The 16,476-nt window shown below is 39.6% G+C and carries 14 protein-coding genes; 12 read left to right on the top strand and 2 right to left on the bottom strand.

Annotated features, from left to right (window positions below):
• The first annotated feature begins 220 nt into the window (after positions 1 to 220).
• From O0550_RS00515 to O0550_RS00560, 10 genes are all read left to right on the top strand, one after another.
• Positions 221 to 838 carry a TolB-like translocation protein gene (locus O0550_RS00515; protein ID WP_258425432.1) on the top strand — a complete coding sequence of 206 codons (618 nt, stop codon included), beginning with the start codon at positions 221 to 223 and terminating at the stop codon, positions 836 to 838.
• Between the two features lie 108 nt (positions 839 to 946).
• Complete coding sequence (locus tag O0550_RS00520; protein WP_258425433.1) at positions 947 to 1,654, top strand: hypothetical protein; 708 nt, start codon at positions 947 to 949, stop codon at positions 1,652 to 1,654.
• A gap of 214 nt (positions 1,655 to 1,868) precedes the next feature.
• Positions 1,869 to 3,701, top strand: coding sequence for a putative bifunctional diguanylate cyclase/phosphodiesterase (locus O0550_RS00525; protein WP_003339211.1), 1,833 nt, complete (start codon positions 1,869 to 1,871; stop codon positions 3,699 to 3,701).
• Positions 3,702 to 3,954: 253 nt separating this feature from the next.
• On the top strand, positions 3,955 to 4,650 hold the full coding sequence (locus O0550_RS00530; protein ID WP_003339210.1) for a hypothetical protein: 696 nt from the start codon (positions 3,955 to 3,957) through the stop codon (positions 4,648 to 4,650).
• Between the two features lie 191 nt (positions 4,651 to 4,841).
• A complete protein-coding gene (locus O0550_RS00535) occupies positions 4,842 to 5,201 on the top strand; it encodes a YhjD family protein (RefSeq protein ID WP_003335335.1) in 360 nt (119 codons plus the stop codon).
• Positions 5,202 to 5,309: 108 nt separating this feature from the next.
• Complete coding sequence (locus tag O0550_RS00540) at positions 5,310 to 7,163, top strand: bifunctional metallophosphatase/5'-nucleotidase (RefSeq protein ID WP_258425434.1); 1,854 nt, start codon at positions 5,310 to 5,312, stop codon at positions 7,161 to 7,163.
• Between the two features lie 295 nt (positions 7,164 to 7,458).
• A complete protein-coding gene (locus tag O0550_RS00545; RefSeq protein WP_258425435.1) occupies positions 7,459 to 9,153 on the top strand; it encodes a M4 family metallopeptidase in 1,695 nt (564 codons plus the stop codon).
• Positions 9,154 to 9,334: 181 nt separating this feature from the next.
• Entirely contained in the window at positions 9,335 to 10,144 is an 810-nt protein-coding gene (locus O0550_RS00550; RefSeq protein WP_003335332.1) for an alpha/beta fold hydrolase, read from the top strand.
• A gap of 100 nt (positions 10,145 to 10,244) precedes the next feature.
• Positions 10,245 to 11,615, top strand: coding sequence for a YjiH family protein (locus tag O0550_RS00555; protein ID WP_163246365.1), 1,371 nt, complete (start codon positions 10,245 to 10,247; stop codon positions 11,613 to 11,615).
• A 114-nt stretch (positions 11,616 to 11,729) separates the two neighbouring features.
• Complete coding sequence (locus O0550_RS00560; protein WP_258425436.1) at positions 11,730 to 13,364, top strand: putative polysaccharide biosynthesis protein; 1,635 nt, start codon at positions 11,730 to 11,732, stop codon at positions 13,362 to 13,364.
• Positions 13,365 to 13,542: 178 nt separating this feature from the next.
• On the opposite strand, the gene O0550_RS00565 is transcribed toward O0550_RS00560, so the two are convergent.
• Positions 13,543 to 14,064 carry a type 1 glutamine amidotransferase domain-containing protein gene (locus O0550_RS00565; RefSeq protein WP_003335329.1) on the bottom strand — a complete coding sequence of 174 codons (522 nt, stop codon included), beginning with the start codon at positions 14,062 to 14,064 and terminating at the stop codon, positions 13,543 to 13,545.
• A 190-nt stretch (positions 14,065 to 14,254) separates the two neighbouring features.
• Between O0550_RS00565 and O0550_RS00570 the strand changes: the two genes are divergently transcribed.
• The gene (locus O0550_RS00570; RefSeq protein WP_003335328.1) at positions 14,255 to 14,383 is read left to right on the top strand and encodes a hypothetical protein; all 129 of its coding nucleotides are present in this window, start codon (positions 14,255 to 14,257) and stop codon (positions 14,381 to 14,383) included.
• A gap of 196 nt (positions 14,384 to 14,579) precedes the next feature.
• On the opposite strand, the gene O0550_RS00575 is transcribed toward O0550_RS00570, so the two are convergent.
• Positions 14,580 to 15,512, bottom strand: coding sequence for a DMT family transporter (locus O0550_RS00575; protein WP_258425593.1), 933 nt, complete (start codon positions 15,510 to 15,512; stop codon positions 14,580 to 14,582).
• Between the two features lie 202 nt (positions 15,513 to 15,714).
• Between O0550_RS00575 and O0550_RS00580 the strand changes: the two genes are divergently transcribed.
• The gene (locus tag O0550_RS00580; protein ID WP_022583749.1) at positions 15,715 to 16,476 is read left to right on the top strand and encodes a ParB N-terminal domain-containing protein; all 762 of its coding nucleotides are present in this window, start codon (positions 15,715 to 15,717) and stop codon (positions 16,474 to 16,476) included.

Below are 16,476 nucleotides of genomic sequence, written 5' to 3' on the forward strand. Positions count from 1 at the left end.
GCCATAATCTCCAAAAAAGGGGGGATGTACATTCATCATTGACTGCATCTGTTTGATTATTTGTGAGTGGAAAGTGACTAACCGAAAAAATGTGGAAAATGTTGGTTGAAAAATCCAGAACTTAAATGTAGGATAATAAATTATGAATGTAAAGTAAAATAATGGTACAAATGAGAAAGAATGATTTTTTAAAAAAATAATAATGAAAGGAGAAAACAGCTTGCAGAAAAGAGGAACATGCACAAGGGTTTTGTTGCTTGCAGGCTACTTACTACTGGCAAGTGTTAGCCTAGGAGGAGTTACCGCAGAAGCAAGCGGATTTCAATCAAGCGTATTTGCAAACAAAGAAACAACACAATCCTCAAACAAGCAAATATCTGATCAACAAACATCTGATGTAGAGATTCCTACCAGAGTGTCTACGCAAACCTTTCCTTTTTATGTAGCCTTGCAAAATGAACATACGGTCTTGTTGTGGGATGCATCCAAGCAGGATAGCCAACCGATCCCTATAGCGACAAATGGCAAGGTGCAGATTGTCGATTGGTCAGCTAATAAAGAGTGGATTGCATATTTACAAAGTCCCGATCCAAAGAGCTATTCAGGTCCGTGGTATTTATGGATTTCGAAGGCAGATGGCAGCAAGAAATATCAGGTAGATCAAAGAGAAATTACAGGTACTCCTAAATGGTCGCCTACAGAAAATATGCTGGCTTATCAGACAAGAGAAAATTCAAAGGAAGAAGGAATAGTTGCTCGGATTACTCCAAAGGGGGTAGAGAGGGTACAGAGCATTTTTCAGCAGAATGACGTAAATGAGGTATCTGATTACTCCTAGTATCCCGATGGAAAAAGTCTTGCCGTATCCTTTCCACCAACGAAAACTGAAAATCTACATATTAATCAGGTTTTCTTAGATGGTACTTCACGAACCCTATACAGCCAAATGACATCTACTGTTGAAGGAATCTATGCCCGTGATGCTACTGGATTAGTGTGGTCGCCGAACGGTGCCTATCTTGCCTATTTTGAAAAACCTAATTCTGCTTCGTTATCAGCAGATGGAGTCCCCATTAAAGTGTTACAAATTCACTCACAAAAAACCTTTCAAATAGGTGTGGGTTTAGCTTATCCAGAGTGGCTGACCTGGTCCAAAGATAGTACTAAGCTTGCCTTTATAAATGGAGTCGATCGTATGGCTACCTATGAGAAAAAATTAGGAATATGGGAGACGCTAAATAAACAGGTGTATAGCAAAGGTCAAACGGATAAAGTGGATTCCTTGCCCGCGTTTGGCTCAAAAGCAGATGCTCCACTTCTATTTTTACGTGGACAGGAAGCACCGTGGCCAACCCAAATGGAGAATCTTCCCTTAGTACCAGGTCAACGAATCTGGCAACTAGATCAGGCAGATCAGGCTAAAGCTATTACGGCTGGCTCATCAGCAACAGCGGACAGTTCCTATTCTTTGGCACCAACAGGTCGTCAGGTAGCATATGTTCGTTTGCAAACTCATGTTAACGGTTCGCTATTTGTAAAAGATCTCAGTACGGGAAAAGAACATGAGCTTCTTAAAGGCGTAACAGTTTCCAGTGGCTATTACGGAAGATACCTACCAAGCTGGATACAGATTGCTTGGAAAAGGGAGGCTTAGCAAAGCAAATGATCTTGACAACCTGAGGCATTGCTTCAGGCTTTTTTATGCTTAAACCAGAGGGAACGGTACTAGTCACAAAGAAGGGGAAAAGCCTAGTAACATTTTTAAATCATAGTCACTCCGACCCTTTTATATTGAGAGAAGATGGGGTATTGTGGAAAGCAGGATGGATGGAGAAAAAATGAAGGTTACGACAGAAGGAGAAGTTGCAATGAACGACGTTTCAGAAATGATGAATTCGCTCATCCTCTCTTTTTTTGTCGGGATGGGGGTAACCCTGCTTATTGTAGGGACCGTCGTACTGTTACGCAAACAGGGGAATTTAGACATCGAGAAAAGAAGTATTTGGAAAAAAGCGAATCGTAGCCAAATGTTTTGGGAAACAAATAGTGATGCTTGCCTGCTTCTTAACACGAATAGAGAGATCTTAGAAGTGAATCCTGCCTGGAGAAATTTGATCGGTGAAGATTCTACAGGAGCTGGATGTTCAAGCAGAACATTTATGGACTATGTAGGCCAAAAAGAAATACCCGCTATACGAAAGTATTTACATCGATTGTTCCAAGGTGAAACCCTGAATGCTAATGTTACTTTAGTTGAAAATAGCCATCGTTTTTTACACGTGAATATAACATTCCTGCCGTTGATCAGGAGAAAACGTGTTCTAGGAGGCATTCTGATGATACGTGATTATACTGATCAAAAAAAGGTGGAGGAACAGCTTTACCATATGGCATATTACGATATCCTCACCGACTTACCTAATCGACGTTTGCTAGAAATTAAATTTCAAGAAGCGCTGCAAACGGCGAGAAGTCCAAAACCACTTGAGAAACTAGCTATACTGTTTTTAGATATAAATAGCCTTCAAGGAATCAATCATTCTTTAGGTCATCAATTTGGTGATTTAGCGTTGATTACGGTAGCGAACCGTCTAAAATCCTGTGTACGTGAGTGTGATACAGTATCGCGGTTAGACGGAGATGGATTTATTTTATTATTACCTAGTATTATGCAAGATGAACTTTTCCTTATCTCAGATAAAATTATTCAAGCCATTGAACAGCCTTGCTTGATTAAAGGTCATGAAGTGCATGTAACAGCGAGTATTGGGATTGCCCATTATCCAGACGATGGTCAAGATTTACAAGCTCTTATCAAACAAGCAGATACTGCAATGTTCCACGCAAAAAGCCGAAATGGCAGCCATTATAAACTTTTTTCTCCCATAATGAATGATATAGATTTTGAACGATTACATGTAGCCAGCGAATTACAACGAGCGATGAAAAATCATGAGCTACGGTTATATTATCAGCCAAAGGTTTCTATTGAGACACAACGAATTGTAGCGATGGAAGCTTTGATACGGTGGGAACATCCGATGAAAGGCTTGATTGTGCCTGATGAGTTTCTACCGTTAGCAGAACAGACAGGATTGATTATCCCTATTGGTGAATGGGTATTACGTACTGCTTGTAAACAGACAGTAGAATGGCAACAGCAGGGATATCCTCCCGTACGAATTTCGATTAATCTGGCGAATAGTCAAATTTGGAAGCATGACTTTATTGATATGATTGCTGCCATTTTAAAAGAAACAGGATTACAGGCAGAATATTTAGAGCTTGAGCTGACTGAGAGTATGCTATTAAATAACAAGCGAGGATATGAGCTTGTACATCAGGTAAAGGAGCTAGGTGTACAAGTATGCCTTGAGCAATTTGGCAGTGATTTGCATAGTTTGCAACAGTTGATTCATTTGCCAATTGACCGAATTAATATTGATCGCCGCTTTATCTATGAGCTGCCGTATGAGGATAAAAATCAGGCCGTGGTTTTATCTGTGATTGCACTAGCTCAAAACCTCAATTGGACAGTATTGGCCAAAGGAGTCGAAACTCAGGAAGAACTAGATTATTTAAGCAAGCACCGCTGTGATGAATATCAGGGCTATCTGTTTCAGGAGCCTGTTTCTTCTGACAAAGTGAAAGCCTTACTACGTCAAAATCTGGTGCTATTAAATAAAATGAATGAAAGATAACCCTCCTTGAGTTTTAAAATAGCTGAAAACAGGACAAAGACTGGGCAATAGGCAACTTGCTCGGTCTTTTTCTTTTATGCTAGTAAAGAAAATGTAGCCCTATTCTCTCAACTTTTTCATAAAACTATGAATACTCTACCCCCTTAATTCATATAGTAGTAGAGAGGCAGTACAGCTTTTGATTGGAACGAAACCATTTTGCCTAGCTTAGCAATTAGGCGAATGATGATTTCCGAACAAGGGGGAGTGTAATATGGTATGTAATAATCGACTGCGCAAACGAATAATCGTCTTACCTATCATTGCAATATTATTGGCAGGTTGTGGGAATGGTGTTCAAGCTACTCCTGACTCTGAAAAATCAGGCCAAATAGTCAACTCAGGAGCGACAGCTACTGTCTTGGAAGAAAACAAAGATCATACGAAACAGATACCTCAACCTAACAATCCAGCTAGTAGCAAGGGCCAACCGCCAGCTCAAACCAGAGAATTGACTTACACGATAGATGGTAAAAAAGTGAGTGAGCAGGCGCAGCTTTTTGAAAGTCACTTAGGATATTTCCTTTATTATTTACCTGACTTTACAGCCACTGGCGAAGAGCCGGGGAAGGATATGCTCTTCTATGAGAAGAATGACCGGTATGCTGTCCGGATTGAGCAAATGCCGGATAAGGTAGATCTAGCTACACAAAAGAAGCTAATGGAAGTTGAATTAAGTGATTTAGGAAATGTACGGAATCTGAAAAAAGAGCAGGAAACAGATCCTTTTTTGCAAAAAACAGCCCTTCATCTCGGGGTGGATACGAAAAACGATCATAAAGAAATTATCGTTACAAAAATAGATAGCAGATGGTTCAGATTTACGGTATTTGCTCCTAACGAAACAGAAAATACTGTTATTCTTCCGAAAATCTGGGCTATGTTGAAAACGATCATGGTAAAGGAATAATTGCAATAAACCATAGCCGGGACTAAACTTCCATATGCCAACCCGATATAAGAGAGAACAAAAGATGGATATATGACCAGTACAATTGAGGCCTGTGGATTTCAATCGTATTGGTTTTTTGTTGCATGAAAATACCTCTATCCTTCATAATATAAGAACATATGATCTCATTTAATAATAGGTGATAATAAATGGAAATTCAAGAACAAATTTTTGCTTATGTTATATGGAAAGAGGCAGGAAAGTATTTAAAACGAGATACAGAGCTGCTAATCAATTCTTCTTTAAAGCTTGGGATGGCGTATGGGCATTTGCTCTCCTTCCTTTGCGAAGTAGCTTATGGGATGGAAAAGGCCGTTGCGAAAGACCTACGAAAAATAGATGTAAGAATGCTTGCCATAGAGGAGGACCGCGGGGAGACATTTGTACTATGGAAGCATAGGGGAGAAAATCGTTTAATGAGAATTCCCTTCGCACGAATAAAAAGACAGATTCAAGAAAAAATGGAAGATATGATTGAGTCTTTACATAAACGTACGGAAAAACTCTGAATATACCCGCTTACATTACCAATTTTGCGACAAAAAGATAGGGGAAAGCAAAAAAACTTGGTATAATAGCTACGACATTATATTTATTTTTGGGAGGAGACTCAATACATGAAAAAAAGTATTACTGGATATTCCCTCTTAACAGGCTTACTAGCTTCTTCTTTATTCGCAACAAGCGCTTTTGCGGCACCTCTTCAACCAGTTACACATGCAAATTGGATGAAGGAACAGAAGATTATCTCTGATTTGTCTTTGGACAGAAATATTACATTGGCGGAAGTAGCAGTAACCATGACAAAAGTAAAAGGTGTTACCTTGGGAGCTGCGCAAGGTAAAGCACATTGGGCTACTCCTGCTTTGCAATGGTTGGAAAAACAAGGTGCATTAACGGCAGCAGAAGTAAAAACACCAGCAGTAAACGTTTCTTCTGACAAAGCGATCGCAATTGCTAAAAAACTAGGCTATGACTTGAAAGTAGACAAAAAAGCTACGCTTACTCGCGGCGATTTCCTACAAGCAGTAGGTGATGCCATTACAACTCATGTAACGATTGCTCATACAAATGACGTACATGGTCACATCGACGAGAATGAAAGCGGAAAAGAGTTTGGGTATGCCAAAATGTCTACCCTAATTAAGGAATGGCGTGAAGAAAACAAAAACTTCTTATTGCTAGATGCTGGTGATACATTCCAAGGGACAATCTTTGTAAACCAGTTTAAAGGTGAGTCTGTTCTTCCGATCCTTAATCACTTAAATTATAATACGATGGCAGCTGGTAACCATGAATTTGACTTTGGCTATGAGCAACTGTTGAAATTGCGTGATCAATTGAAATACCCAGTCATTAATGCCAATGTAGTTAAAGAGGATGGCACTAATCTTTTAGTTCCGGTATACAAAACGGAAATTAATGGCAAAAAATTTGCTTTCCTTGGCTTTGTAGCTGAAGATACGCCAATCCTGACTCATCCTGACAATGTAAAGGGATTAACCTTCAAATCACCAGTAGAAGTTGCCAAGAAAATGGTACCTGAGTTGAAGAAGGAAGTAGATCATGTTGTTGTAGTTTCCCATATAGGTATTGATGTCGACCGTGAAGTAGCAAAAGCAGTTGATGGTATTGACCTTATCGTAGGTGGCCACTCTCATACACCATTACGACAACCTGAAAGAGTAAATGGCACCTACATCGTTCAGGACTGGGAATACGGTAAATCATTAGGTCGTGCTGATCTGTTCTACTACAAGAACAAGCTCGTAGGCTTCAGCGGTGGCTTAGTTGAATATGATAAAAATGTAAAACCTGATCCAGAAGTAGAGAAACTGGTAAAAGACGTAGTAAATAAAGTAGATAACGCTATGAAAGTGGTAATTGCAAAAGCTGAAGTACCTCTTGATGGCGATCGTGAATTGGTTCGTAAACAAGAAACAAACATCGGTAACTTAATTGCAGATGTAATGCGTGAAAAAACACAGTCCATCAAAGGACATGAAGCGGATATCGCCATTACAAACGGTGGAGGAATCCGTACCCAATTACCAGCGGGTGATATCACTAAGAAAGATTTGTACACATTGCTACCGTTCCCGAACACACTCGTCATTATCGAGGCAACGGGGGATGAGATCGTTAAAGCAATGGAAGTAGGTGTAAGTGAAGTAGAGAAAGGTGCAGGTCGTTTCCCACACATCAGCGGTATGTCCTTCTCCTACAATCCGACAAAACCTGCAGGTCAACGCCTTGTGGAAGTTAAGGTAGCAGGTAACCCAATCGATTTGAAGAAAACATATCGTATCGCAACAAATGATTTCATTGCAACTGGCGGCGACGGGTACTCAACACTGAAAAAACCAGCATTTGATACAGGCTTCACTCTTTACAGCATCATGGAGGATGCATTCAAAGAGCGCAAAGTGATTGCACCTAAAGTTGAAGGTCGCGTCGTTGAAGTAAAATAGTAAAGTGAAAAGATAGTAAAAGGGGCAACTTTCCGGTCATCAGACTGGAGAGTTGCTTTTTTTGATGTTCATGAAATCTAGTAATAGTTATTTTTATCCAATGTGACTAGGTTTGCCTATTTTCGAATTATTCATCACATTTATAGATTATTATTTATACTGTTAATTTATGTCTATTTATAAAGAACAAAATAAAAAAATGATGGAAAATGTAAAAAAATAAGTTGACAATATTTTCGAAATATTTAAAAATGAGGATGTACTTGAAAATCTTATTGGGAATGGAGGAATTATTTTGAAAAAACATCAGGTCTCATCTAGTATTATTGCTACTATTTTGTTAGGGTCAAGCTTATTGGGAGGCGGACTTCCAGCATTCGCAAAAAGTAATGTTATGTATAATAGCGACTGGGAAACTCCTTCTTACATGAGTGAGACATGGAAAGCACCTAAGAAAGTCAAAAAGCAAGAGATTGTTTGGAAATATTTATCCGACAAGAGTGATGTACTTAAAGTACAAGGCGAGGTAGAGAATCAGTTTGAATTGCTAAACGAAATAGAGGATACAGACACTGACACAACTCATTACCGTCTACGTGAGGTATATAAAGGGGTTCCAGTGTACGGCTCAGATCAGACTGTGCATCTAAATGAAGACGGGGATGTAACCTCCTTCTTTGGACAAGTAGTTCCTACAGAGTCTCTGAAAAAAGTAAAAACAAAGCCTAAATTAAAAGAAAATGATGCGATTAAAGCTATCAAAAAAGATTTGAAGAAGGAGGTAGGGGAAGTATCGGAATTTAGCGTTGACCCAGAGGCAGATTTATATATCTATCCTCAGGAGAATAAGGTTTCTTTGGCCTATATAACAGAGGTTACCTTCCTTGAACCAGAACCAGGCCGTTGGTTCTATGCAATCGATGCTCATAATGGAAAAGTCTTAGACAAATATAACATTATGGAGCATGTGACAAAGGCGCATAAGTCTAATATCAAAGTAGGAGAAGCTGTAGATTCAACTGTTGATGTTCGATCCTTGGATGGACAAGCAGATGATACTGGTTCAGCCGATCCAAAAGAATTAGGCACAGGTAAAGGGGTTTTAGGTGATACGAAAACATTCCCAACCACATATGCTAACGGGACCTATTCTTTGAAGGACACTACTCGCGGTAAAGGAGTCGAAACGTATACAGCGCGTAATGGCACCACTTATATGTACCCAGTAACAAGTACAAATAACAAATTCGACGATCCAGCCGCAGTTGATGCACATGCTTATGCGGGCAAAGTGTACGACTACTATAAAAACACATTTAATCGTGATAGCTTTGATAATGCTGGTGCCAAGCTTAATTCTATTGTTCATTATTCTACGGACTATAACAATGCCTTCTGGGATGGTGCTGAGATGGTGTATGGCGATGGAGACGGCAAAAAATTCATCAGTTTATCGGGCGGCCTTGACGTAATTGCTCATGAATTAACTCATGCTGTAACAGAAAGAACAGCAGGCTTGATTTATAGAAATGAGTCAGGTGCATTGAATGAATCTATTTCGGACATTTTTGGTGCAATGGTAGATCGTGATGATTGGGAAATCGGTGAAGATATTTACACTCCTGATATTCCTGGGGATGCACTGCGCTCACTCTCTGACCCAGCTAAATATAATCACCCTGACCATATGAGCAAAAAATATACAGGCACTAAAGATAATGGTGGCGTTCATACCAATAGCGGTATCAATAACAAAGCAGCCTACCTGATTTCTGAAGGTGGCACTCATTATGGAGTCACGGTTGAAGGAGTAGGACGCGAAGCAACTGAAAAAATTTACTATCGTGCATTAACGGTTTATCTAACGTCAACCTCTAACTTTGCTCAAATGCGTCAAGCAGCAATCAATGCAGCAACAGATTTATACGGTGCTGATTCCGCTGAAGTACAAGCAGTAAAAGATGCTTACAAAGCGGTTGGTATCAACTAAGCTATTATTTCCATTCTTTAGAAACGACAGATTCAAAAAACCTCGACCGGAGAATTTCTGGTCGAGGTTTTTTGAATGTGACGAGCTAATGAAAAGTTTTTGAGGGAACAAAGCTGTCCTTCTTCTTAACGCTTTAAACATGACATACAAATGAATGATACAACAAAAGGGAGGGAACGGTATGGCTTGCATAGAGGTAGAAGAAGGTGTGCATATTTACGCAGAGGATTTGTATCCAGAGGGCGACAAAACAGTGGTATTTATTCATGGATGGCCAGTTAATCATCAGATGTATGAGTATCAAACCACCTGGCTACCAAACTATGGATACCGTTGTGTAGGGATAGATTTGCGTGGGTTTGGCGATTCGGATCGGCCTTGGCAAGGATACTGTTACGATCGACTAGCAGATGATATTCGCGTCATAATGGATGCGCTGTGTTTGGAAAACGTTACATTGGTTGGACATTCGATGGGGGGAGCAATTTCCATTCGCTATATGGCTCGACATAAAGGGTACCAGGTGGGAAAGCTGGCTTTGTTAGCAGCAGCAGCGCCATCTTTTGTACAACGAAAAAATTATCCCTATGGAATGACCAAACGGCAAGTAGACGAATTAATTTATAAAACGTACACGGATCGGCCGGCTATGATGCGAGATTTTGGAAACATATTTTTCTACCAGCCCGTTAGTGACGAGCTTCGTTTATGGTTTTGGGGGCTGGGTATGGCAGCTTCTAACCATGCTACAGCTATGACAGCTATGTCGTTACGAGATGAGGATTTACGTTCTGACTTAGACAAGATACATGTACCAACGGGAATTTTTCATGGAAAGCATGATCAGGTATGCCCGTATGAATTTGCTTTGGTGATGCATCAAGGGATATACGGATCGCAATTGTTTCCATTTGAGCAGAGCGGACACGGGATATTTTATGAGGAATTAGCTCTTTTTCAACAAAGATTTTTGACTTTTTTAGAGTCCTAACATTTTTTATAGGTTGAGTAGCGTGAGCGAATGTATTAAGATGTATATCGTTGAATAATTATTTGTTTGTATGCAATATGACAAACTTTTGAGGAGAGCCATGCAGACAGTTAAAAAAGAGACTTATGTTCATATAACTACATGTAAGCAGCTTATGCGCTTTTTACTACCTTCTATCATCGGGGTGTTATTATTTATTACCCCGATTTCTATTGATGGACAGGTTACGATTCCAATAGCATTATTATCCCAATTATTACAGGAGCAATTTGCGTTTATTTTACCACAGCTAGTAACCATTTTTATTAGTACGACTGCGCTTTTGAGCTTGTGGGCCAAGCTATTTCGTCCAGCGGCTTTGACTACTAAAACCTCTTTTTGGACGACCTTATGCCGAGTTTCTCCATTTTGGCTCGTGATGCGAGTGGTCGGTATGCTTTTGGCTATTTGCACATTATTTCAAATAGGCCCAGAATGGATTTGGTCTGAAAGCACTGGTGGTATGCTTTTATACAAATTATTGCCGTTACTAGTTACCGTGTTTTTATTCGCTGGCCTATTCATGCCTCTCTTAATGAATTTTGGGCTATTAGAATTTTGTGGTACGTTATGTTTAAAAGTAATGCGACCTTTATTCAAGCTACCCGGACGATCCTCTGTCAATTGCATTACTTCCTGGCTTGGGGATGGGACAATCGGAGTATTGCTGACTAGCAAGCAATATGAGCAAGGATTTTATACAAAACGTGAGGCTGCCGTTATTAGTACAACATTTTCGGCGGTATCGATTACGTTTTGCTTTGTTGTGTTATCTCAAGTAAATCTTGCGCATATGTTTGTACCGTTTTATCTGACCGTTACTTTTGCAGGACTCGTTGCGGCTATTATTATGCCTCGCATACCGCCATTGTCTCGTAAAGCCGATACGTATCATGAAGGTGTAGTACCGCATAAAGAGGATGAGGAACAAGAACAATCGTTAGTGCGAAAGGGATTGAGACTAGCAGTAAAGCGAGCTGAACAAAATAACAGCTTCTTTGCTTTTTTAAGAGAAGGCTCACAGAATGTATTGGATTTGTGGCTCGGTGTTACACCAATCATTATGGCTGTCGGAACCATTGCGCTGATCATTGCGGATCAAACCCCTATTTTCGCATGGCTAGGCTTGCCATTTACTCCGTTGCTAGAGTTATTGCAAATACCTGAAGCGCAAGCAGCTTCGCAGACATTAGTTGCTGGTTTTGCCGATATGTTCCTGCCAACGGTACTTGCCAGTGGTATTTCTAGTGAGCTGACTAGATTTGTGATTGCTTGTATTTCAGTTACTCAACTGATCTATATGTCTGAGGTAGGTGGTCTATTACTAGGTTCCAGATTGCCTGTTACGCTCAAAGATCTTCTCCTGATTTTCCTATTACGGACCTTAATTACATTACCGATTATTGCTGGTATAGCACATATGTTGTTTTAAATTATGATAAGTTAGCGATGGTTCCATAAGAATCATCGCTTTTTTACTGCTCCTTGTTGAGAATTTGATATAATACCCAATAGACTTGCTATTTAGATAGAAAGGATAAAGCATATGAACAATACGGCCAAAGGAGCCAATCATTTTATAAAGGCAGCAGCGATTCTGGCGATTGCAGGGTTAATTTCAAAGGTTTTAGGTGCTGCCTATAAAATTCCTTATCAAAATATTACAGGGGATATCGGTATGCATGTGTACGGTACCGTGTATCCGCTCTACACCACTCTAATTGCCTTGGCTACAGCGGGCTTCCCTCTAGCCATCTCCAAAATGATTGCAGATCGTTATGCAGTAGGAGATAGCAAGAGTGTGCAACAAATTTTTCGGATTTCATCACTTACTTTGGGGATTTTAGGGGTTGTTTTCTTTTTACTAACCTTTATCACCGCGCCAATGATTGCGAATTTGATCGGCGACCCTAATTTGACCAATCCGCTACGAGCTATTTCAGTTTCATTGGTATTGGTGCCACTAATAGCTAATACACGCGGGTATTTCCAAGGTCACCAAAACATGCTACCAACGGCCGTATCTCAGGTGACAGAGCAATTCTTCCGCGTCATTATTATCATTGTGGGAGCTTATATTGTGATGAAGCTCTATGATGATCCTTATTTGGCCGGTACAATTGCCGTGTTTGCAGCAACCCCAGGCGCCATTATTGCTCTGTTGGTATTAGGCTATTTCTATCGAAAACAAAAACGTGCCATACTAGCTCTCCCAAATCAAGCAGGAGATCAGGCGGAAAGCTTATCAGACGGAGCGGTTTTTAAACGGATTATCATGTATGCGATCCCAATCTGTTTAGCTTCACTGGTATTACCGTTAATACCGCTTGCCGATAGCTTTACAATAATTAATATGCTGGTGTACACCGGAATGGATAACGAGACGGCTATCCTATTAAAAGGTGCCTTTGATCGCTCTCAGCCATTATTGCAGTTTGGAACATTCTTTGCTACATCTCTATCACTTGCTATTGTTCCATCAATCAGTGAAGCCATTGTTCGAAAACAGGATGATCTTATCCACTATCGCACACAAACAGCAATTCGGCTGACTTTTCTCTTAGGAGCGGCTGCTACAATAGGCTTGGCTATCTTAGCAAAACCAATTAATATTATGCTTTTTGGCGATGAAAACGGAACGCTGGCACTTGCCGTCAATGCTTTTGCTATTCTTTTCTCGACGCTTGGTATCGTGTCTTCAGGTATCCTGCAAGGGATGGGAAAGGTAAATTTGCCACCTAAGTACTTATTAATTGGGGTACTTGTAAAATTTGTAGCTAACTTGATTCTATTGCCTCTTCTGGGCGTTGCAGGGGCAGCGATCGGCACGGTGCTTGCTTATTTAGTCTCAACGGTTTTAAACCTGCGCGCTATTGGAAGATTAACACAGGTGACTCAGCAGGATAAGCAGAAATATGGTCGATCGGTGCTGGCTGTGCTGATGATGGGAATCATTGTAGCTGTTGTTGCCTTTGGACTTATGGCGGTATTACCTACTGTAATTGGGAAGGGACGTTTGTTATATACGTTCGTATCTCTTGCTTCTGTAGGATTAGGAGTTCTTGTCTATGGAATTTCACTGATTAAATTTGGCGGAATTACAAAAGATGATATTCAATTTTTGCCTAAGTCGGGTAAGATTTTAGCGTTGTTGCAGAAGATGAGATTGCTAGAGAAATAAGTAGGAATTAGCAAAAAACTAGATGAATAAAAAACCAGCATAGGACCCGTTCCTTGCTGGTTTTTTTGTGGGCACTTGGAGAGGAAGCTTCCCATAGCCCTTCAAAAAAAGCGGAGATAGGAATCACATCCTATTTCCGCTTATACGTTTTCGTAGATGTTATAGATAGGACTACCCGCTATTTTGCTAATAGATCAGCAAACGCTTTGGCATAAGCAGGTAGGTCTGGCGGACGACGAGACCCTACGATGTGTCCATCCACAACTACCTCTTCGTCAACCCAAATGGCCCCGGCATTTTCAATATCATCCTTAATCCCTGGAGTAGAAGTAGTTGTTACACCCTTGAGAATTTTGGCTGAGATTAATACCCATCCTGCATGGCAAATGTGACCTATTGGCTTTTTGGCCTGATCCATTTGCTGAATGAAGGAAATGATCTCTGGATAACGACGCAATTTATCTGGTGCCCAGCCTCCTGGCACGAGTACAGCATCGTAGTCTGATGCCTTCACCTCGGAGATTGATTTATCAGAGGTGCAAGGAACACCGTATTTACCTATATATTTTTTATTCGCTTCTGGTCCTACTAAGTGAACAGTAGCCCCTTCTTCACGTAATCGATAAACGGGATACCATAGTTCTAAGTCTTCAAATTCATCTTCCACATAACATACTACTTGTTTACCCTGTAAGCGCATGATTGCCCTCCTTGTATTTCCTAAATCATGTTCTTTTTCTATTGTAACCGTTTCTGATGGCTACGACTCGTTTTAATGTGCTCTAGACATGCTTCTTATCAAGAATAACTCTCGTTCTAATCTGTTTAAACAAGTCGTATAAATCAAGAGAAGGGGAGCGGTAGCTTGTGACAAAAGAAAGGATGACAGGATGCTTTACACAGAATTTATTGTGGATGTGGTTTTACTTGGATGTGTGATTTTTGTAGTTGGAGCTTTTTTTATCATAACAAGTGACCAGAGAAGGGAAGAACAAAAAAAGAAACATCCTGAGCAATAAGTAAATATTTTTCAGTTTTCGAATGGATTTTTCTGGGATTAAATAAAATGTGATTCTCTATTCATTTAATGGATTCTTACAATCAAACAGCACATATTCCTCACGTATTGTGAGGAGATGTGCTGTTTATGTTTGTGAATAACTGGGCATAACCTTGGGTTCAATCTAAACTATTTTCATAGAGGAGCAGTGTTTTTTAGCCTTCAATTATAGTAGATGGTTTTTCTGAAGAAGAGGGTTTTTGGCTTAACAGGAAAACCATGATCAGAACAGATAAGGTCCCTACAGATTGGAAGAATCCAAATGGAACTTGTAAAAATAAAACGGACGTAATAATAGCTGCCAGCGGCTCTGTACACCCTAGTAAGCTGGTTTCTTTTGGAGTAATATATCTGATGCTCTCCAGATAGAGATAAAAAGCAATTAATGTACCAAAAATAACAACAAATCCTATTAATAAAAAAGCTTCTAATGTTAAATTATCAATGCGTGTTAGATCTATCATTTCTTTCGTGGAGATAAAGTGTAATAAGATTAAACCAATTCCACCGATAATCATACCCCAGCCAACTACTATGGAAGAAGCCCATTTTTGCAATAAGCCCTTTGAATAAAGGGTATAGAATGCTAAGGATAAGCCAGATAAAACGCCCCAAATAATCGCCGACATGGGCACTGTTAAATTATCGGTTGATCCATTGGTGAGCAATAAAAAGGTTCCTAATAAGGCTAAAAAAATAGCAACAGCATCAATTTTTGTTGGAATATTTTTACATTTTATAATAAGATAGAGAGTGATAAAGATAGGCGCTAAGTACTGTAATAAGGTTGCTACAGCCGCATTTCCCACGTTAATCGAGGCAAAATAGGTGTACTGAACTCCTAACATGCCTAATATCCCGAACAAAAGTATTTTGATTGATTCGCTTTTATGCTTCCATATACCAAATATTTGATCTCTATTGGGACTGCACGATGAAAGGAGCAGCAGGATAATACCTGAAATCAATAGTCGGACGGTAACGAGCCATTCTGTAGAAATGTTTAGCTGTTGGAAAAGCTGTTGAGCAACGGTACCTGATACCCCCCATAAACCAGCACCTATAATTGCCATTATCATTCCTTTCATACGATTCTCAGCTACTACTTTCAAGATGATACCTCCTTTTTACAAAATATCCATAAACTGCAAATATATAATGAAATATATCATGAGTGATGTTAAAATGAAATGGGTTAAAAAGATTATAAATATTTTAAAATTTTTATGGGTATGTTTCGTATCAATAGGTAACTGATCATTCTCATTTAGCTGTAGAGGAGGAAATAATGTGTTATCTGAGCTACGAGTAGTACCAATTAATCAAGTATTTTTACATGAAGAATACGAAGTAGAGAGGCTAAAAAAACTTTGCAGCAGAATTAAAAATGAGCAAAAGGTAAAAAATCCTCCTATTGCTTTGCAACTTGAACATGACAAATATTTGATTCTGGATGGAGCTCATCGCACATTATCTTTACAAAGATTAAATTGCAAACGAATTGTGATACAAGTGGTGGATTTAGAGTTTCTTTCCATAGATGCCTGGGCTCATCATCTTGTAGATGCTGAGAATCTTATCGAGGAATTGCTACAGAACCCCGATTTATTATGGCGGAAGGAAAAATATGCTGTAGAGCCGATCGCGACACTTTTCGTTAGGAATGAGAAACACTATGTATACACTCCCGCAGATTTTTACATGGATGTAAAAAAGAGAATTACGATTTGGAAGGAGATTGTTAATTCCTATTCTAGTAAATATAACTTTGATCGTATAACAGCAGAGCAATTGCCTGTTGACCGAGGCATTGTATTTCAATATCCTGCTTTTCATATTGATCAGATTAAAAATATAGTTGATGAAGGCCTTCTTTTACCAGCAGGTGTAACAAAATTTACCCTTACTTGCGGGCGAATTTTGAATTTGAACATCCCGCTTAGTTTTTTGATTCGAGAAGATTACGTAGAAGAGGATTGGCTTGAATTACTGGCATTATGGAGAGCTTCTATTAGGCTTTATACTGATCCGGTTTTTTTGTGTGAAATTTAG

The organism is Brevibacillus halotolerans (genome assembly GCF_026891775.1).
Classification (GTDB): domain Bacteria; phylum Bacillota; class Bacilli; order Brevibacillales; family Brevibacillaceae; genus Brevibacillus_B; species Brevibacillus_B halotolerans.